Below are 18,873 nucleotides of genomic sequence, written 5' to 3'. Positions count from 1 at the left end.
GGTCATTCGCATTTCGAGAGTCGGACAGCACCCGGTTCAGGCGCGAAGTCTCAAATTACACCCATAGTCAACAGAAGTCGAGAGGCGCAAGAAAATAGACACTCGAATTCCGTGTCTTCCCACATCAATAATGCCATCCCCCGCGACGATTCGTCAAGCCGATTAGCGCGTACCCCAGATGCCCTGAGCCACAGGCAGATCCGAGAGGTAAATGAGTCGACGAACCCACGCCCGAGGACAAGGCTCGGCGTATGACCGACTCACCTCTCATGCTGTCCTATCGCACAGCGGAGCAGTTGTTGCGGCACAACCGCTCCCAGCTCGTATCCGGTGACACCGTACGCCCCGCATGGCTCACCGGCGACCATCGCTTCCGGTATTCGAAACAGGACCGGGACGGTGTCCAGCACTTCCTGGTGGACCCCCGCGCGGGCACGCGCGAACCGGCCGACGAGGCTCCGGCCGCGACGGACGGGCGGCCGCCGACACCACTGGAAGTGCCTTCCCCGGACGGGAAATGGCTGGTCTTCCGGCGCGGAGACGACCTGTGGTTACGTTCCGCGGCCGGCACCGAGGAATTCGCCCTGACCACCGATGGCACACCGGATCACGGCTACGCCGCCCCGCCGAGTGCGTTCACCCCGTTCGTCATGCTGCGCGCCGCCGGTCTCCCCGAACTGCCGCCCGCGGTGGTGTGGTCGCCGGACTCGACCAAGCTGCTCACCCATCGCACCGACGAACGGGATGTGGCCGCGGTGCATCTGGTGGAATCGGCGCCACCGGGCGGCGGGCGGCCCACCTTGATCACCATGCGCGACTCCGTGCCCGGCGATACGGCGACGCCGCAGGGCGAGCTGACGATCATCGATATCGGTACCCGCACGGTGACCCGGGTGCAGGCCGAACCGCTGCGCATGTCCTATGTTTCGCCGATTCTCACCGGGCGGGTGTGGTGGGAGCGTGATGGTTCGGCCGTCTACTACCTCGAGTCCGCGCCCGATCTCCGCACCCTGCGGCTGAACCGGATCGATCCAGGCACCGGCGAGGTCCGCACCCTGATCGAAGAACACGGTGACACCCGGGTCGAGCCCACGCAGTGGATGATGCGTACACCGACGGTCCGGGTGTTCGACAACGGGCAGTCCACGCTCTGGTTCTCACAGCGCGACGGCTGGGGCCACCTCTACCACTACCGCACCGGCACCGGCGCGGCACCGGTGCAGGTCACCGCCGGCGGGTACGTCGTCGAGCAGATTCTCCGGGTCGACGAGGACGAGCGGGTGGTCCACTTCCTGGCGGCGGGCCTGATCGCCGCTGACCCGTACCGCCGCCAGGTGTGCCGAATCGCGCTGGACGGCACCGGATTCACCCGCATCGGTGATGACGACCTCGATCACGAGGTGACCGTGCCCGCGCACGAGGAGTACTTCGTGGACTCCGCCTCGGCCACCGATACGCCGCCGGTGATCAGCGTGCGCGACTGGGACGGCAAGCTGCTCGTCGAATTGGAGCGGGCCGACCTCTCCCGGCTGCGTGAGCTCGGCTGGCGGCCACCGGAGCGCTTCCGCGCCACCGCCGCCGACGGCAGCACCGACATCTACGGCCTGCTCTATCTGCCACACGATTTCGATCCGCGGCGCCGCTACCCGATCATCGATCACCTCTACCCGGGTCCGCACACCACCCGCGTCTCACCGGGTTTCGCGCAGGGCATGTCTGGCCCGGAGGCCGAGGCGCTCGCGGCGCTCGGGTTCGCGGTCGTCGCCATCGACGGACGCGGAACTCCCGGGCGGGACAAAGCCTTTCACGACGCTTCTTATGGACGCCTCGGCGACGCAGGCGGTCTCGACGATCACATCGCCGCCATCCGGGAACTGGCGCGGACCAGACCCTGGCTGGACCTGGACCGCGTCGGCGCGACCGGCCACTCGGGCGGCGGCTACGCCACCGTGCGCGCCCTCTGCGCCCATCCCGGCTTCTACACCGTCGGCGTCGCCGAATCCGGCGACCACGATCCGCGCATCTACCACCAGTTCTTCGGCGAAAGCTACGACGGCCCGTACGACGACGAGACCTACCGGCAGAGCGCGAATCTCGATATCGCGGACCGGCTGAGCGGCAAACTGCTGCTGATGCACGGCGAACTCGACCAGAATGTCACCCTGCAACACACACTGCGCCTGGTGGACCGGCTCATCGCCGCCGACAAGGACTTCGATCTGATCATCGTCCCCGGGGCGGATCACTTCATCAATGCCCACCCCTACGTGATCCGCCGCCGCTGGGATTTCCTGATCCGCCATCTGCACGGCGTCGAACCGCCGATCAGCCTGCCGCAAGCCGGAATTCGAGCAGGCAACGTTGATCGGTCAGCTCGGTAACGGTCTCGAGGACCAATCCATGCGGCGCGGTGAGTGTGCGGAACTCGTCGAGCCGCCGCTCCCGCCCACCGAAGATCACGAGCATCTGCAGGTCACTCTCACTCCCGGCCCGCACCCCGCCGATTCCTTCGATGACGAGCACGCGCCCCTCCGGCCGCACCGCCTCCGCACAGCGGCTCAGGATGCGGTGCGCGTGCTCGTCATCCCAGTTGTGCAGGATGTCGAACAGCAGATAGGCATCCGCGCCCGCCGGGAGCGGATCGAAGAAGCTCCCCGCCGTTACCTGTGCCCGCTCGCCGAGATCCCGCGCATCGAAGGTGTCCCGGGCATCGGCGGCGGTGGCTTCGAGATCGACCAAATGCCCGTGCATTCGCGGATGAGCAGCCAGGATCGCGGCGAGCAAACCACCTTGGCCGCCACCGACATCGACGATGGTGGCAAACCTCGACCAGTCGAAACCGGCGACGATCCGCGGAATCTGCGCATGGAACCGATTCGTCATCTGCCGGTCGAACGCCACCCGAAGGCCAGGATTCGCCGCCAGATCCGCCCAGAAGTCCTGCCCGTACCGATATGGATAGGCAGCCGCACCGGTCCGGATGCTGTGCGCGAGTTCGACGAACGCGAGCTCCCCACGACCGCCCGCGGTGTCCGAATGCAGCAGATCGTTCAACCCATTGCCCGCCCCGACGCGAAGGTTGGCCCCGAACGCAGTCGTCTCGAACCCGGTGACGGTGCGTTCGACAACTCCGAACGTTTCGAGGTGCTCGAGCAACGTCTCCAACGCGCCGGGAGCGACATCGAGCTCGACCGCGAGCTCCTCGACGAAAGCCCCACGCCCGAGCAGCCGATCCGGCAGCCCCAATGTCACCGCGACCCGCAACACCATCGGCGTCGCCAGCCCCGCCATCCGCCGCAGCGCATCCACGTCATTGTCGTTCCACCCCATGACAATCCACTCTGCCATGCCTCGCGTGGCACGCCGCCGTCAGGCGAAGATCGCGAGGACCAGGGCGCTGAGGAGGGACAGGACGGCGGAGGCGAGGATGGCGAGGATCAGGGGGCGCAGGAGGTAGGGGGTGAGGGCTCGGGCTATGAAGTAACCGGCGGTGGCGCCCAGCGCTGCGAGGAGGAAGCCCTCGCCCATGACCAGGTAGTAGATGGAGGCCAGCCCGGCATTGCCGGCTTCGGCCAGGCCGCCGGCGGTGCCGTCGAAGGGGATCGGGAAGCGCCAGATGAGACCCATCAGGGCCGCGGTGAGCGGAGTGGAGAGGATTGCGGCGATGGCGCCCCAGGCGGCTACCGCCCACAGCACGAGGCGGCTCGTGCCTTCTTCCTCGATCCTCATGCGCGTCCGGCCTCCTTGCTGTTTGTAGGTGAATCGTAGAGTTGGCGCGATTCTCGGTGGACCTCGGACGGGAGGCCGGGCAGGATCCTGTTCTCATGGGGGTTCGAGAGACTCTGGACGGGGCGGTGGCCGACACCGTCGGTGGCGGGTTGCGGCCGCCGCCGTTGCGGATGGAGGTCGCCGACGGTCGGCGAATGATGGTGCGGCAGTGCGGGAAGCCGGTGCTGCTGGCGCGCGTCGATGCGGACTGGGGCGGGGTGCGGGTACGGCGCCGGCCCGGGTATCGGTCGCCGGTGGCTCCGCTGCGGGCGGACGAGTCCCGGCGAAACACCGACTGGCCGCGGCTGTTCGCCGATCGGCTGGGTGATTCGGATTGTGGCCCACTGCATGCCGGGCGCTGGCTGTTCAGCGTGCGGACCACATTGCCGCCCTACAGGAGGAGATCCTCGCCGGCACACATCACCGGGAGGACAGAGTTCGAGAAGCCCTCGCGCAGCAATTGACCCAGCTGGCGGCGAGCGTGCCGCACGACATCGAACGCACCCTCGCCTGGCCCGGTGCTATAGAGTCGGACTGCGGCGCAATGAAACCGACCGGTTCGTGTCGCTCGCCAGGTCCAGACCTCGAACACCAATCGGTTATCGGAGGCCAGAATTGACCAAGTTCCGCGTCCTTCCCATCCTCGTAGCTGCCGCATTGATCACCGTGATCCCCGCACTCGCCGCACCCGCCGGCGCCCGGCCGTCGACCGTCACCGCCCAGGACTGCAACGCCTCTCGCGGCGGCAAGGTCAAATACGAAGACAGCCGCCGGATCTGCCGAAGCAACGACCCCCGCCTCGACGGACTCCCCATCCGAGGCTGACCGCGGCGATTCGGTTGGTGTGCCCCACAACTAAAGCTGGACCGTTGATCACTGGGAGGTTATGAAAGTGCCTACTCGACGAACGCCGCAATAGATTCCCGGTGATCACGCGTCCAACTGGGCCTTGGGCGGATTGACGGGTGGGGTGGGGGCGCCGGGGCCGGGGAGGTGGTCGATGTTGGTGGCGTGCATAGGTTGGCTGCAGTGGGTGCAGTGGAGGGTGGGGGTGGAGATTTGACCGCAGGTGTGGTGGCGGAACAGGACTGGGGGGCCTGTGTTGGTGGATTGCCATTTGTCGCCCCAGGTGGCCATGACCATCAGGAGGTCTATTAGTTCTGTGCCTTTTTCGGTCAGGGTGTATTCGTGGCGGGGGCGGGGGTCGTAGGGGCGGCGCTCGAGGACGCCGGAGTCGACCAGGTGGTTCAGGCGTTCTGTCAGGACTTTTCGGGAGATGCCGAGGTCGGACTGGATTTGGTCGAAGCGGGTGATGCCTACCCAGATGTCTCGGAGGATCAGGGGGGACCAGGGTTCGCCGATTACGTCGAGGGTGCGGGCGATCGAGCAGGCCATGTCGCCGAAGTTCGTGCGCTGCATGGATTCAGTCTAGTCAGTTGGGTTCCTTTAGGGAACTCTGGCTGTTATGGTCGGTGAGTCTCAAACACTGTCCGAGCACGTGAGGTTCAGCGATGACCATCGATCCCGAAGTACGCCGCGTTCTCGACGGCCCGACCATTGCCCATCTCGCCACCGTGCTGCCCGACGGCGCACCGCATGCCGTTCCGATCTGGATCGGGACGCAGGGCGAGCAGATCGTGATCCTGACCGGACCGCAGTCCCGCAAGGCGCGGAACCTGCGGCGTGATCCACGGGTCGCGCTGTCAATGGTCGCACCGGACAACCCGTTCCAGCCGATCATGATCCGCGGCAAGGTCGTCGAATGGATCGACGGCGATGCGGGCTGGGCGATCGTCGACCGGATCGCGGAGAAATACATCGGCGGCCCGTATTCGCGCGAGGCGGACCGTGTCGCGATCCTCATCGACCCCGAATAGCGGCCAATCGGTGCGATAGGCTCCGGCTGCGGCAGGCGGATCTACAGGAGTGTTGTGAGCATGGTGCGCGAACCCGTATTCGATGTGCTGACCGGACTGGTCCACGGCGTCTTCAAGGCGCAAGGACTGCGGGTCGATATCGCCGGGCAGGAGCATATTCCACGCACCGGCGGCGCCGTGCTGGCCGTGAACCACACCGCATACCTGGACTTCATGGAGGTCGGCCTGGTGGGCCGCCGCTCCGGCCGCAATGTGCGCTACATGATGAAGGCCGAGCTCGAGCACGGCATCGTCGGCTGGCTGATGAAGCACTGCAAGGCGATCGGCGTGGACCGCCGGCACGGCGCGGAATCCTATGAGCGCGCGGTGACGGCGCTCCGCGACGGCGAGATCGTGGTGGTCTACCCGGAGGCGACCATCAGCCGCAGCTTCGAACTCAAGGAATTCAAATTCGGCGCGGCCCGCATGGCCATCGAATCGGGAGCCCCGATCGTCCCCATGACAATCTGGGGCGCCCAGCGCATCTGGACCAAGGACATCCCGAAACAGCTCGGCCGCAATCACTTCCCGATCCATATTCGGATCGGCGAGCCCATTGCCGTCACCGCCGCCGAGGTCACCACCCCCGCAGCCGACGCCCTGACCGCCGAACTGCATTCGCGCATGGCGGATCTGCTGACCCGCGCCCAGCAGGGCTACGAACTACCACCGGGCGCCCCCTGGGTGCCCGTCCGCCTCGGCGGCAGCGCACCCACCCCGGAACGGGCCACGGTGCTGGACCGCGAAGAACTGGCCCGCCGCCGCGCCGCCGCCGAACGCAAAGCGCGCAGGACCGCCTGACACTCCGGCGCGGCGTCACGATCAGGGGAACATGATGAGGCAAGACGGCATCGTACGGTTCAGCCAGGACGGCCACTGGGACCGAGACGTGCAGGTACTGCTGCAACATGTGAGAAGCGAAGCGGTCGTGGCCGTTTCGAATCCCACCCGATCGGATGATCACCTGCGGCTCGGCCAGCTGGTGGTCGGCGATCTGCTGGCGCACGGCAAACAGGTGCGGCTGTTGTATTCGCCCGGATACCTGGAGACGCGGGATCGCCAACCGTTGCTGCGGCATTCATCGCTCGGCGCTCAGATCCGGATCACCGACAATGACTTCCACAATGCGCTGATCCTGGATCGCCGAGTGGCGGTGTTGTGGAGCGGAGCCGGCGCCGAACAGCCGTACGCCTATCTGATTCGCGACCCCGCGCTGTTGCGGGCGCTGCATCAATTCGCGGTGCTCGCCTGGCAGTCCGCCGGCGGACTCACCGATCACCTGAATCCGCTACGAGCCGAGCTCGGGGAGGCCGGGCGGAAAGTGCTCCGCACGCTCGAACTCGGCCTCATCGATGAGGCCGCCGCCCGCCGCCTCGGCATGTCGCTGCGCACCTACCGCCGGCATGTCGCCGATCTCATGGATCGCCTCGGCGTGCAGACCCGATTCCAAATCGGGATGCGCGCAGCCGAACTCGGTCTGCTGGGACGCGCCCGCGAGCTCTGACGGCCGTCCCGATCACCGCTGTGGTTAGATAGCCCGCAGTTTCGCCAAGAGTTTGCTATGCCTCGAACATATTGTCCGTGATCGGCGGTGAAGGCGGGCCTTTTGAGCATTTTGCGGGAGCACAAGACGCTGTTCGCGAATCTCACCCTGATTGTTCTGCTATTGATCGGCGCGACCTATCTGCTCGTGGATGTGGCACGCGTGAAACCGTTCTCGGGCACCTACACGGTGACCGTACAACTGGACCAATCCGGCGGGTTGCAGGCGGGCAATGACGTGACCTGGCGCGGTTTCCGGGTCGGTTCGATCAAATCCATCGAGATCACCGGCGACGGATCGGCGGTGCAGGCGGTCACCCAGATCGAGGACCAGTACCGGATTCCCGCCGATACGCTGGTGCACGTCGGTAACCTGTCGGCGGCCGGTGAGCAGTACATCGACTTCCGGCCCAATACCGATCGGCCGCCATATCTGCGCAATGGCCAGGTGATCCCCTTCAATCCGGACAAAATCACCACGCCCACCCAGATCTGGGACACGCTGGCCAATTCGAACGACCTCATCGCGCAGATCGATCCCAACAAGTTCCAGTCCATCCTCAGCAATCTGGACACCGCGCTGAGCGGCGGACCCGATCAGCTGCGCGGTCTCATCAACGGGCTCAGCATTGCCGCCGCGGGCCTGGATCATCTGCTGCCGCAGACCGTGAACCTCATCCACAGCCTGGAGTCCATCGCGAGCACCACGTCCATGGCCCAGCCCGATCTCGGCACGCTGACCCGCAGTTCACAAACCCTCATCGTGCAGGCCGACGCCGCCAATTCCGAGCTCCGGCAGCTGCTCGACCGCACGCCCGGCCAACTCGCACTGTTCGACCGGATTCTCGATCGGAATATGGATCCGATCCAGCAGCTGATCACCACCATGGACGCGATCGTCAAGGCCGCACTGGTCCGGCTGCCCGCGATCAGCGCGCTGTTCCCGGCGCTGGTGGTCGGCACCTCCGCCATGGGAGTTCCGGCGCACGACAACGAGTTCTACACCATCGTGGACATCTGGCCGCGGCCGTTCTGCCAGTACGACACCAAACCCACCGCCCAATACGTGGTCCAGGACGGCACCTTCGGCCGCTGGCACTACTGCGAGAATCCGCCGCCCGGACAGCAGATCCGCGGTTCGGCGAACGCGCCGCGCCCGGACGTGCCGAACAATGGCGCGCAGATGTCCACCGGGGCCGACCCGAATGCGCGCACGCCCTTGCCCATCCGGTGATTTCCGGAAGTTAGCCAGCCCATCCGACACGCCCGGCCGCACGGTCGGCGCGCCCGTCGCGAGCCGATCCCGCGAATCCGCGAGCACACCCGCCAGAATGATCTTCGGTACCTCCATAGTGGTCCCGATGCTTGTGCCAACGAGATGTCCCTTCGCCCTGACAGGCGGTATTACCAGGGTGGCGGGCCAAGGCTAGGAGAGGTCAGAACTCGATGATGAGCAAGCGTTCCCTCGGGTGGGCGGCGCTGGCCGGCGTCGCCACCGCCGGACTCGCGACGGCGCCCGCGCAAGCAGAACCGTTGTGGCCGGGCGGGCCCGATATCGGCACGCCCGCGATCGTGCAGACCGTCACGCCGGACGCCGTCAGCGCACCGTGCTCGAACCAGGCACGCGCCTGCCTGAAGCTGGGCACCAACGAGGCCTGGCTGATGGACAACGGCAAGGTGATCTTCGGCGCGACGCCGATCTCGCACGGCATGCCCGGCTTCGAGACGCCGCCGGGCGTGTTCCATGTGGCGTTCAAGGAGCCGTTCCACTGGAGCACCATGCACAACGCTCCGATGGAGTACGCGGTGTTCTTCAACGGGGACATCGCCTTCCACATCGGACCGGTGGACAAGAAGTCGCACGGCTGCATCCGGATGACCCCGGACGGCGCGCGCGAGTTCTTCAACTACCTCAACCCCGGCGACGTGGTCGAGGTCGTGCCGTAAACAGCAGGACTTCTGCTGCCAGCGAGAACGGGCCCGCCCAGCAAAAGCTGGGCGGGCCCGGCCTTTTCGAAGCGGCCGCCCGGGCCCGTTCACCTGGAACCGAACGGGCCCTGCTCGTTCCCGGCGCCGTGACTCAGGCCGGGCTGTTCTGGTGCGAGGTGAGCAGCCAGCGGCCGTCCCGGCGGACCATCACCCAGGTGGCGAGGACCCAGCGGTCGGCGGGTGGCTCGGACTCGCCCGCCATGACAACGGCGCTGCGGCTCACCACGATTGCGGTGTCCGGATGCGGGAAACGGATCTGCTGCACCTCGTCCAGCACGCGCGAATCGCGCAGTGGGCCTTCGAAGGCCCCGGCCATCCGCAGCCGGGCCGCCTCGCGGCCCACGCTGAAGGTGCCCGGCCCGACGATGGTGGCGTCCGGGTCGTAATCGGCGACGAAGGTGTCCGGGTCATTGGCCACCCAGGAGCGGTATATGCCGTCGATGATGTGCAGCACGGCGGTCTCCTCGGGGGTGCGCACGATGGTGTCGCTCATGGTGTACTCCTGTGTCCGATCCGCCGGTTGTCGGCGGGCTCACGAGTACCTACCGGCGGGGGCTGCCGGATTCATCGCGGGAGCGTACAAAAGTTCCCAGGACCCGAACGAGGAGCACTGCCATGGTGGTGAGCGACGATTTCGCGGTACGCACCGCGCCGTATCGGCGGGAGTTGCTGGCGCACTGCTATCGCATGCTGGGCTCGGTCCACGACGCCGAGGACCTGGTGCAGGAAACCCTGCTGCGCGCCTGGCGGGCCCGCGACGGCTACGACGAACAGCGCGCATCGATGCGCACCTGGCTGTACCGCATCGCCACCAATGCCTGCCTGAACGCGCTCGAACAACGCAACCGGCGGCCGCTGCCCGCAGGCCTCGGCGGGGAACCCTACGACGACCCACGCGAGGCACTGGTCCACGGCGGCGAAGCGACATGGCTGCAACCGATTCCGGATGCGCTGATCGGCGATCCGGCCGAGGTGATCGCGACCCGGGGTCGGCTACGGCTGGCCTTGGTCGCCGCCCTGCAACAGCTTTCGGCGCGAGAGCGGGCGGCACTGGTGCTACGGGAGGCGCTCGACTGGCCCGCCGCGCAGATCGCCGAGGCATTGGACCTGACACCGGCGGCGGTCAACAGCGCCTTACAACGAGCACGGAAAACATTGAGCCAGAGCGGAATCCGCGAGGACGATGTCACCGAAGGCCCGGACCAGCGCAGCGTCGTCGATCGCTATATGACGGCCTTCCGTGCCGCCGATCTCAACGCCCTGGAGAAGCTCCTCGCCGACGACGTCGTGATGGAGATGCCGCCCTACCTCAATTGGTACCTGGGCCGGCCCGATTACCTCGGCTTCATGGCCCGCGTCTTCGAAACCAGCGGCGCGGATTGGCGAGTCGTGCCCGTGGGTGCGAACGGCCAGCCCGCTTTCGCCGCCTACGTCGCCGATCCGGCGGGCGGCTATGCCCTGCACACGCTGCAGATCTTCACCGTCACCGGCGACCGGATCAGCCGCAACACCGTCTACCGCGACGACGAGATCTTCACCCTCTTCGAACTGGAACCTCGTCTGCCACAGTGATATTCACGCCTATGCGAGGCCGTGGTCGCGGGCGAAGGCCGCTGCCTCGGTGCGGCTGGTGACACCGAGTTTGGTGAGGATGCGTGAGACGTGCACACCGGCGGTGTTCACACTGATGTACAACTCGGACGCGAGAGCCCGATTGCTCAGGCCCTTGGCGACCAGGCCCAGGACCTCACGTTCCCGCGTGGTGAGGCCGTAGGTGCGTAATTCACTGTTCCCCTGCGGTTTCGGGTCGTCACGTGCCGGATCCTCCTTCAGGATCCCGGCGCGGGTCCCGAACTGCGCGGCAGCCGCGGCGAGCGGCTCGGCCCCCAGGCGGACGGCGAGTTCCACGGCCGCTCGAAGGTCGATAGCGGCGGTGCTCCGATCCCGTACCGCCACCGCCGATTCGGCCGCGGCGAGCAGGCATCGGGCCTCGTCGTACGGCTGTTCCAGCTCCCGCCACGCCGCCGCGGCGGTCTCCCAGTGCGCCACGGAGTCTTCCCGGTAGGCGGCGAACACGGCATGCTGCGCGACATCCACCGGCGAAGTCTGCGTCAGCGATTCGGCCAATGCCAGGAGTCCGTCCGGCGCGCCGGGCACCTGCGCCGCGAACACCATCAGCGGCCAGGCTTCGTGCGGATGCGCGAGAAGCGTTGCGGCCATGCCGTCGAGAGCGTCGACCTCATCCAGCACGGCAGCCGCACCGCGCGCATCCCCCTTGTCGAGGGCGAGCAGTGAGCGCAGCGCATACAGCTGCAACCGGTACTGCTGTGCCCATCGACTGTCCCCCAGCAGTTGTTCGGCCACCGTCGCATTCTGCTCGGCTGCCCCCGGATTCCCCTGCGCCACCGAGATATTCGCGTAGGACAGCAGCAGCGCGGCCCGGCTGAGTGGTGGCAGTTGGTCGAACTGCGTCTCGTCCACGACCGCCCGCGCCTCGCTCCAACGGCCCAGCGCGGCAAGCGACTGCGTCCACTTCACCAGCAGAATCGGCGCTGCCTCGGTGAATCGGAAACTCTCGTGCGCCGCCCGCAACCCCTGCTGGATCACCGCGATAGCCTCACGATAACGCCCCGCTCCATGCAGCACGGCCGACTCCCAGGTGACCACATCCAGCAGCACCCGTGCATCACCGGTCGTCGCGGCGGCCTCGTGCGCACGCGCGAAATGCGCACGCGCCGTATCGATCCGATCAGCCGCAACCAACCCCAGCACCGCACTGGCCCGAGCGGCAACGGCGCCGGCGCCCAGCCGCTCTCCCACTTCGAGCGCAGCACTCGCCAACTTCGCGGTCTCGGCACTGTCCCCGCTGAATATCCGCACCTGCGCCGCCTGCACCAGCGCCTCTCCTCGTTCGAGGCTCACCTCCCCCTCGGGCAGCAACTGCAATGCGCGAGTCAGATCTTCCCCCGGCCCGGCCCCGGTGCTGCTCCGCAGAAATCCCCGTTGCCGATACAGCCGCGCCACCCGTTCGGCCTCGACCGCGCCGTTTGCCGGATCCGCGCGCTCGACCAGAGCGAGGGCCTCCGTGGCGGCGGTGATTCCGCGTTCCACCGCACCGCTCGCCATGGCGGCTTCGACAATCCGTTCCAACACTGCGAGTTTCGTGGTGGCGATGCCGGCGGCCGGATCGGGGACACGATCCCAGAGATCGAGGACATTGTCGAGAAGACGGAGGTGTTCGGGATGAGCGGTGGGGATCGCCTGCGCTGCTTGCCAGTAGGACCGCAATGCCAATGAGAAGTCGCCCGCTGCCGCGGCGTGGTGGGCCAGTTCGGCCGGGACCGAATCGGACTGTGCTGCCAGGACTTCCACCAGGTGGGCGTGGAGGCGGGTGCGTTCCGCCGGTAGCAGGTCGTCGTGGATGGCCTGTCGGATGAGCACGTGGCGGAATTCGTAGCCGGTTTCGGTGGTGAGCAGCAGTCGGCGGTCGACCAGCTCACGGAGGGCCGGGTGCAGAGCATCGGGCGGAAGGTCCACTGCCTGAGCAAGGAGATCGTGGCGAATCGGGGCGCCGATCACCGAGCCGACGCGCAATACCGTGCGGGCATCGGCGGACAGGCCGGTCTGGAAGCCCAGCAGCAGATCGGTCAGATCCACCGGCGCGGCCTCCGGCGCTTGACCGAGGGCCTCCACGAACAGCGGGTTCCCGCCGCTGCGCTCATGCACTTTGGTGATGAGCGTCGATTCCGGCTCGCGGCCCAGGATCGCGGCGAGCTGCCGGCCGACTTCGTGGCGAGTGAGCGGTTGCAGTTCCAGCACCTGTACACCGGGGTCGCGGCGCAGTTCGGCGACCAGGGCGCGTAGCGGCCCGGCATCCCCCGGACGGTAGGTGCCGACCAGCAGCACATCGCTCGCGGTCAGGTTGGCGACGAGGAAGGTGAGCAGTTCACGGCTGGCCTCGTCGGCCCAGTGCAGATCCTCCAGGATCAGCACCACCGGTCCGGCCGCGGCGAGTTGTTCCAGTACCGTGAGGATCTCGCCGAACAGGCGGAGCCGGTCGGCGTCGGCCGCCGCGCCGCCGGTGTGCACCGCCAGCTGCGGCAACCAGTTCGACAGTGCGGGCCGCGGCGGTAGCAGCGCGGCCACCCCTTCGACGCCGAGCTGCCGGACCAGTCCCCGCAGCACGGCGAGAAACGGCGCGAAAGCCACACCGCCGGTACCGAATTCGGGGCATCGCCCGATCAGTACCGGCGTCTTCGGATCCAGTCGCCCGGTGAACTCCCCCACCAGCCGCGACTTCCCGATCCCCGCTTCCCCTGCCACCAGCACGGTATGGATCTGCCGAGCATCGACCGCATCCACCGCATCCACCAGTACGGCCAGGTCGGCGGCCCGCCCGACCAGGGCGCTGCTCCCGGGAAAACTCACCACCCGCAAATCATGCCGCGCGGCACGTAAAGAGCGCACCTCGGCGTCTGAATAACGAATTCTCGTGATGTGGTGACCGGGTCTTCAGCGGAAGTATCGAAGTCATGAGCGAAACAGCCATCCACCCCTTCCGCATCGACATTCCGCAGGCCGGCCTGGATGATCTCCGCGACCGCCTGACCCGCGCCCGCTGGGTCGACGAGGTCCCCGGCGCCGGATGGGAGCGCGGCGTACCGACCTCGTACCTGCGCGAGCTGGCCGCGTACTGGGCCGAGAAGTTCGATTGGCGCGCAATCGAAGCGGGCCTCAACGAGTACCCTCAGTTCACCACCGAGATCGACGGGCAGAATATCCACTTCCTGCACATCCGTTCCGAGCGCGCCGATGCCACGCCGCTGCTGCTGATCCACGGCTGGCCCGGCACCCCGGCCGACTTCCTCGACCTGATCGCCCCGCTCACCGCCCCGGAGGACGCGCAGACTCCGGCCTTCCACCTGGTCATCCCGACCCTGCCGGGCCACGGCTTCTCCGGCCGGTTGACCGAAACCGGCTGGCACGACGGCAAGGTCGCGGGCGCGCTGGCCGCGCTCATGGCCCGCCTCGGCTACGACCGCTACGGCGTGCAGGGCGGCGACCACGGGGCATTCATCGGCCCGCGCCTGGCGCGTGAGCACGCCGAGCATGTCATCGGCGTACACGCCAACGCCCTGGTCACCTTCCCGACCGGCGATCCGGCCGATATGGCCGCGCTCACCGAGTCCGAGCACCGCCGGCTGGCGGCCATGAAGGAGTTCCAGGACAGCGGGTCGGCCTATATGCAGCTGGCCGGTTCCCGCCCGGATACCCTCGCGCAGTTGCTCGCGGATTCGCCGGTGGGACAGCTCGGCTGGATCGTGGAGAAGTACAAGGAGTGGACCGACGCCGCGCACGAGCTGCCGGAGCAGGCTATCGACCGGGACCGGATCCTGACCACGGTCACCATCTACTGGCTCACCGATACCGCCCGCAGCGTCGCCCATTACTACTACGAGCGATTCCACGATGCGAGCATGTTCGCGCCCAAGCCCAAGGGCACGGTCCCGACGGGTGTCGCGGTGTTCCCCACGGCCGATTTCGCCATCCGGCGTTTCGCCGAGCGGGCGCACAACATCGTGCACTGGTCGGAGTTCTACTCCGGCGGCCACTTCCCCGCGCTCGAGGTGCCCGACCTACTGGCCGGTGATATTCGCGAGTTCTTCGGTGCGCTGACTCACTGAGCGCGCGGCGGGGCCAGCAGGCCGTCCACCACCCTGCGGATCTTGTGCACCACTTCGGTGTCCCCGAGCCGCAGGGCGGTATTGCCCGAGCGCAGGACCGCGTCGATCTGGAAGGCCACGAGATCGGCGTCCAGCTCGGCGATTTCGCCGTATTCGATGGCGCGGCGCAGTTCCCGGGCCAGCAGGTCCACCCATTCCTGCTGATTGCGGAACAACGCGTCGCGTACCGGTCCGGGGCGGCTGTCGAATTCGGCGAGGTTCGCCACCTGGAAGCAACCGCCCGTGAAGACCGGCTGCTCGACATAGTCGATCCAGCGGTCGATGAAGGCCCGCAAGCGTTGCACGCCACGGGGTTCCGCGCGGGCGGGCCCGGTCACCGAGTCGATGAAGACGGTGCGCGCGTGGTCGATGGTGGCCAGTTGCAGGGTTTCCTTGGTGCGGAACAGGGTCTGGATGCCGGCCTTGCTGAGTCCGGTCTCGGTGGCGAGGCGGCCGAAGCTCAAGCCTTCCAGGCTGTCCAAGGAGGCGATGTCGACGGCCTTGGTGAGCACCGCCTGCCGGGTCCGCGAGCCGCGTAGCAGGCGCTTGTCGGTGATCTCGACCGCGGCACTGTCCATACGGCCGATCGTACTCTCTACGCCGAGCCCAGCCGATACGCCAATTGCTTGACGATCTCGGCGGCCAGTACCGCTTGACCCGAGGTGGAGAAGTGAATTCCGTCCGCGCTCAACAGGTTCTCGCGATCATTGAGCGGATGGTCCCAGACGTCCGCGAGCACGGCGCCGTACTTCGCGGCCAGGGTCCGGGTGATGTCATTGACGCGGCGGACGCGGTCACGCCAATCCGGGAAGACGGGCACCACGTACGCCCGGCCCAGGGTGAAGGCCAGCGGCTGCGCGCCGACCCGCACCGCGAGCTCGTACATGCGGGTCAGGTCGTGTTCGATCACTTCGAAATCCGGCTCGCGCCGCACGAGATCGTTTGCCCCGCTGGGCACATAGAGCAGATCGGGTCCGAAGTCGAGCATCGCGCGCGACTGCTCGGTCAGCGCCTGCGCGGTGGTCGCGCCCACCCGGCCGGTGTTCAAGTAGGCCAGATCCGGGTGCACCAGCCGCAGGATGCGTGAAACCCGGTCGGCCCAGCCGAGGTTCGCGTACCCGGGGCTGGGATCGCTCACGCCCAGGGACAGGCTGTCGCCGATCGCGGCGAAGCGCCGCCAGGGCGCGTCGTACAGCAGGGCCGCGGCGGCGGGCTCACGCAGGCAGTACGGGTCGGAGTACTCGGTCAGGGGTTGCGCTATGGCGGTCACAAACAAAGCATACGGCCGTATGCATTCATGGACAAGGCATCGGAGCTCGTTGCAGCGCAACGTGACCGGCACTACAGTTACAGGCCAGTAGGAACTACGGCGTTCCTAGAGAGCTGTAGTGGAGTCGCAATGATCAGAGCAACGTCATCCGGGCCGTCCGCGGCCCCGATTTCCCTTCCGCTGCACGATGTCCGGACCCTGTCCCGCGCCCTCGTCGCACACTTCGCCGAGCATGTGGCGCGCTGCGGGACACTGCCCGGCGACGCGCTGCGCGGGGAGGTCACCGCGGTCACCCGCACCTGCCTCGAACTCGCGCACGGCGTCCTGGAAGGCCGGGATGTGACCGCGAAAATCGAACGGCTGCAGCGCGCGGGCGCGGATTGGGCGCGCGAGGGCATTCCCATCGGCACCATTCACCGCGCCGTGCACGATGGCTTCGCCCTCGGTTTCGATCTCATCGTGGACGCGACCGGTCCGGAGGACTACGCCCGGCTGGCCGTGACCGCGCGCCGCCTGTTCGAAGTGCTGTCCATGGTGGACTCGGCCTTCGCGGTCGCCTACGTGCACGAGCACCGGGCCGTGGTGGCCGAACACCACACGGCGGTGCACACGGTGACTTCCGCTCTGCTGTCCGGACATTCGGCCACCACCATGGCCCGCGCCAGCGGGGTTTCCATCGACGAGTCGTATTACATTCTGGCGCTGAGCATTCCGCCGCATCCGGGCGAAGCCGATCCGAGCGTTGACGGTGAGGTGGTCGCCCGGCGCAAGCTGCGGCGCATTCAATCCGAGCTGGCCGCACGCTGCGGTGGCGCGGCGCTGTCGCTGCTCGGCGCGGACGGCGGCACGGTGCTGCTACCCGCGAGCGCGCCCGTGGTGGCCGACTTCGACGACCTGATCGACGGCTTGTCCACGGCCGCACAGGTATTCATCACCGCCACCTACATCCACGCCGAGACCCCGCGGATTCCCGAGGCCGCCGAGCAGGCGCACGAACTGCTGGACATGGTGCAGCGCCTGCGGTGCGAGCCCGGCCTCTACCGATTCGACGATCTGGCCATGGAGTACCAGCTCACCCGGCCGGGACCGGGCCGCGAATACCTCGGAACACTGCTCGATCCACTGGAGGAGCATCCGGAACTGCTGGAAACGCTGCGCCGCCATATCGGCAACGACCTGAGCAGGCGGCACACGGCACGGCTGCTGGGAGTGCACACCAATACCGTGGACAACCGGCTCAAGCGGATCGGACAGCTCACCGGATTCGATCCGGCGCAGCCGTCCGGACTGTGGTATCTGCGTTCGGCGCTGGTGGCCCGCAGCTACCGCCGCGCGGAACGGACCCGGATCGGGCGGCCGGACAGCATGGATCCCAGCAGTGCGGTGAAGGACGCGTGCTCGGCCAGCGCCCTGCGCGACCATCCCACCGACCACACCGTTTCGACGCCGGCCGCCGGAAGCGGGCGGTCGGCGAATCTGTCGGCGAGCCAGCCGACCATGGCGGGGATGCCGATGAACTGCAGCGGAAGATGAGTGCTGAGCCGGTCCCGGACATAGCGCACATGCGTGCCCCGCGCGAGGTAGCGCTCGACGTGCGCATCCACATCGGCCACCGCGATCACCTCATCGTGCACGCCCTGCAGGATGAACAGCGGCATGGCGGGCGTATGCGCCCCGGGCTCGATATCGGCGAGCACCGTCCGCATTTCCGGGCGCGTGAGCATGGCGCCGACGCCGCCCTTGATGTGGCGGTTGGCATTCCGGCCGGCGAAGCGAGCCAGCAGCGGCAGGGTCGCGGTGGTCTCGGCGCGCAGCAGTAGCGCCATGTATTCGGCGGACAACTGGGTCCGCAACTGCTGGTCCAGGCGCGGGTACGCACGGCGCAGCCCAGCCGTGAAGACCATGGCGAACCCCGCGTACGGAGAACCGTTGAGCCGCACGAACGCCGCCGCCGGATCACCCACCGGTGAACCCGCCACCGCGCCGACGATATCGAGTTCCGGCGCATAGCTCGCGGCGAGTTCGGCGGCCCAGGCGGTGGCCAGCCCGCCGCCGGAGTAACCCCACAATCCGATCCGCGTGTGCGGGTGCAGGCCCAGCGGTTCGAAGCGCAAGGCGGCGCGGAGACCGTCGAGGGCGCGATAGCCGGGTTCGCGGGCCGCGCCGAAATGGCCGTGCAGCCCTTCGTGATCGGGCACCGAGACCGCCCAGCCCTGTCGCAGCGCGGCGGCGATGAGCGGGAATTCGAGCTGCGGAATGGCGCCCAGCGCCCGGGCGCGGTGCCGTAATGCGTAGGAGGGGAAGCACTTCGGGGCCACGGCGTCGATGGCGCACTGGAACGACACCAGCGGGCGCGGTTCGGCGGGGTCGGCGTCCCAGGGCAGCAGGACGGTGGTCACCGCGGCTTCCGGCAGGCCGTTCAGATCGGTCGAGCGATACAGCAGCTGCCAGGCGCGGACCTGCTGCGGGATCACGCCGAACAGGCCCAGCCGCACGCTGCGGGCACGCAGGACGGCGCCCGGCTCCACGTCTTCGAGTGCGATCGGCGAGTGATAGAACGAGTCGTCGTGCGGCAGCAGCGGCCTCCTGCTCGGTGACTCGGAATCCACTGGTAGACCGAGGGTTTCGACGCAGTCGCCGATCGTCATCGTGATCCTTTCCGGGC

General features: G+C 67.5%; 18 protein-coding genes and 1 pseudogene. 11 read left to right on the top strand and 8 right to left on the bottom strand.

Annotated elements, in window-relative coordinates; translation table 11 throughout:
• The first annotated feature begins 251 nt into the window (after nt 1-251).
• A complete protein-coding gene (locus ACIP5Y_RS38420; RefSeq protein WP_400357559.1) occupies nt 252-2,381 on the top strand; it encodes a prolyl oligopeptidase family serine peptidase in 2,130 nt (709 codons plus the stop codon).
• Here the strand turns inward: ACIP5Y_RS38420 and ACIP5Y_RS38415 are convergent.
• Complete coding sequence (locus ACIP5Y_RS38415; RefSeq protein ID WP_400357558.1) at nt 2,326-3,330, bottom strand: methyltransferase; 1,005 nt, start codon at nt 3,328-3,330, stop codon at nt 2,326-2,328. The genes ACIP5Y_RS38420 and ACIP5Y_RS38415 overlap by 56 nt on opposite strands.
• A gap of 39 nt (nt 3,331-3,369) precedes the next feature.
• Nucleotides 3,370-3,729, bottom strand: a complete 360-nt coding sequence (locus tag ACIP5Y_RS38410; RefSeq protein ID WP_400357557.1) for a hypothetical protein — start codon at nt 3,727-3,729, stop codon at nt 3,370-3,372.
• A 95-nt stretch (nt 3,730-3,824) separates the two neighbouring features.
• Here ACIP5Y_RS38410 and ACIP5Y_RS38405 point away from each other — a divergent pair, with 95 nt between their 5' ends.
• Together ACIP5Y_RS38405 and ACIP5Y_RS38400 are read left to right on the top strand one after the other, a co-directional pair.
• A complete protein-coding gene (locus tag ACIP5Y_RS38405; protein ID WP_400357555.1) occupies nt 3,825-4,232 on the top strand; it encodes a hypothetical protein in 408 nt (135 codons plus the stop codon).
• Nucleotides 4,233-4,383: 151 nt separating this feature from the next.
• Nucleotides 4,384-4,593, top strand: a complete 210-nt coding sequence (locus tag ACIP5Y_RS38400; protein ID WP_400357554.1) for a hypothetical protein — start codon at nt 4,384-4,386, stop codon at nt 4,591-4,593.
• Nucleotides 4,594-4,698: 105 nt separating this feature from the next.
• Here the strand turns inward: ACIP5Y_RS38400 and ACIP5Y_RS38395 are convergent, their stop codons facing one another.
• On the bottom strand, nt 4,699-5,187 hold the full coding sequence (locus tag ACIP5Y_RS38395; protein WP_400357553.1) for a winged helix-turn-helix transcriptional regulator: 489 nt from the start codon (nt 5,185-5,187) through the stop codon (nt 4,699-4,701).
• Between the two features lie 92 nt (nt 5,188-5,279).
• On the opposite strand from ACIP5Y_RS38395, the gene ACIP5Y_RS38390 reads away from it, so the two are divergent.
• The 5 genes from ACIP5Y_RS38390 (at nt 5,280) to ACIP5Y_RS38370 (ending at nt 9,173) form a co-directional block, all read left to right on the top strand.
• A complete protein-coding gene (locus ACIP5Y_RS38390; RefSeq protein ID WP_400357551.1) occupies nt 5,280-5,645 on the top strand; it encodes a PPOX class F420-dependent oxidoreductase in 366 nt (121 codons plus the stop codon).
• Between the two features lie 60 nt (nt 5,646-5,705).
• Nucleotides 5,706-6,485 (top strand): lysophospholipid acyltransferase family protein, encoded by a 780-nt coding sequence (locus ACIP5Y_RS38385; protein ID WP_400357549.1) that lies wholly within the window; start codon nt 5,706-5,708, stop codon nt 6,483-6,485.
• A 31-nt stretch (nt 6,486-6,516) separates the two neighbouring features.
• Nucleotides 6,517-7,188: a hypothetical protein gene (locus ACIP5Y_RS38380; RefSeq protein WP_400357547.1), complete on the top strand. Its 672-nt coding sequence runs from the start codon at nt 6,517-6,519 to the stop codon at nt 7,186-7,188.
• Nucleotides 7,189-7,290: 102 nt separating this feature from the next.
• Nucleotides 7,291-8,460: an MlaD family protein gene (locus tag ACIP5Y_RS38375; RefSeq protein WP_400357546.1), complete on the top strand. Its 1,170-nt coding sequence runs from the start codon at nt 7,291-7,293 to the stop codon at nt 8,458-8,460.
• A 212-nt stretch (nt 8,461-8,672) separates the two neighbouring features.
• Complete coding sequence (locus tag ACIP5Y_RS38370; protein ID WP_397012184.1) at nt 8,673-9,173, top strand: L,D-transpeptidase; 501 nt, start codon at nt 8,673-8,675, stop codon at nt 9,171-9,173.
• 133 nt (nt 9,174-9,306) lie between these two features.
• On the opposite strand, the gene ACIP5Y_RS38365 is transcribed toward ACIP5Y_RS38370, so the two are convergent.
• A complete protein-coding gene (locus tag ACIP5Y_RS38365; protein WP_400357544.1) occupies nt 9,307-9,708 on the bottom strand; it encodes an SgcJ/EcaC family oxidoreductase in 402 nt (133 codons plus the stop codon).
• A gap of 11 nt (nt 9,709-9,719) precedes the next feature.
• Here ACIP5Y_RS38365 and ACIP5Y_RS38360 point away from each other — a divergent pair, with 11 nt between their 5' ends.
• Nucleotides 9,720-10,787 carry a sigma-70 family RNA polymerase sigma factor gene (locus tag ACIP5Y_RS38360; RefSeq protein WP_400357542.1) on the top strand — a complete coding sequence of 356 codons (1,068 nt, stop codon included), beginning with the start codon at nt 9,720-9,722 and terminating at the stop codon, nt 10,785-10,787.
• 9 nt (nt 10,788-10,796) lie between these two features.
• Here ACIP5Y_RS38360 and ACIP5Y_RS38355 read toward each other — a convergent pair whose 3' ends face one another.
• The gene (locus ACIP5Y_RS38355; RefSeq protein WP_400357541.1) at nt 10,797-13,646 is read right to left on the bottom strand and encodes a helix-turn-helix transcriptional regulator; all 2,850 of its coding nucleotides are present in this window, start codon (nt 13,644-13,646) and stop codon (nt 10,797-10,799) included.
• Nucleotides 13,647-13,747: 101 nt separating this feature from the next.
• Between ACIP5Y_RS38355 and ACIP5Y_RS38350 the strand changes: the two genes are divergently transcribed.
• Nucleotides 13,748-14,899, top strand: coding sequence for an epoxide hydrolase family protein (locus tag ACIP5Y_RS38350; protein WP_400357540.1), 1,152 nt, complete (start codon nt 13,748-13,750; stop codon nt 14,897-14,899).
• Here the strand turns inward: ACIP5Y_RS38350 and ACIP5Y_RS38345 are convergent.
• Both ACIP5Y_RS38345 and ACIP5Y_RS38340 read right to left on the bottom strand, forming a co-directional pair.
• Nucleotides 14,893-15,516, bottom strand: a complete 624-nt coding sequence (locus tag ACIP5Y_RS38345; protein WP_400357538.1) for a TetR/AcrR family transcriptional regulator — start codon at nt 15,514-15,516, stop codon at nt 14,893-14,895. The genes ACIP5Y_RS38350 and ACIP5Y_RS38345 overlap by 7 nt on opposite strands.
• Before the next feature lie 17 nt (nt 15,517-15,533).
• Complete coding sequence (locus tag ACIP5Y_RS38340; protein ID WP_400357537.1) at nt 15,534-16,208, bottom strand: SGNH/GDSL hydrolase family protein; 675 nt, start codon at nt 16,206-16,208, stop codon at nt 15,534-15,536.
• Between the two features lie 129 nt (nt 16,209-16,337).
• On the opposite strand from ACIP5Y_RS38340, the gene ACIP5Y_RS38335 reads away from it, so the two are divergent.
• A complete protein-coding gene (locus ACIP5Y_RS38335) occupies nt 16,338-17,741 on the top strand; it encodes a PucR family transcriptional regulator (protein WP_400357536.1) in 1,404 nt (467 codons plus the stop codon).
• Here ACIP5Y_RS38335 and ACIP5Y_RS38330 read toward each other — a convergent pair.
• Nucleotides 17,729-18,856: pseudogene (locus ACIP5Y_RS38330) on the bottom strand (lipase family protein); the annotation flags it as partial. The gene ACIP5Y_RS38335 and the pseudogene ACIP5Y_RS38330 sit on opposite strands and share 13 nt — an antisense overlap.
• Between the last annotated feature and the right edge of the window lie 17 nt (nt 18,857-18,873).

This window comes from Nocardia sp. NPDC088792, from assembly GCF_044750615.1.
GTDB lineage: Bacteria > Actinomycetota > Actinomycetes > Mycobacteriales > Mycobacteriaceae > Nocardia.
Note: the sequence above shows the minus strand (reverse complement) of the source record. Positions and strands in the feature narration are given on the sequence as shown.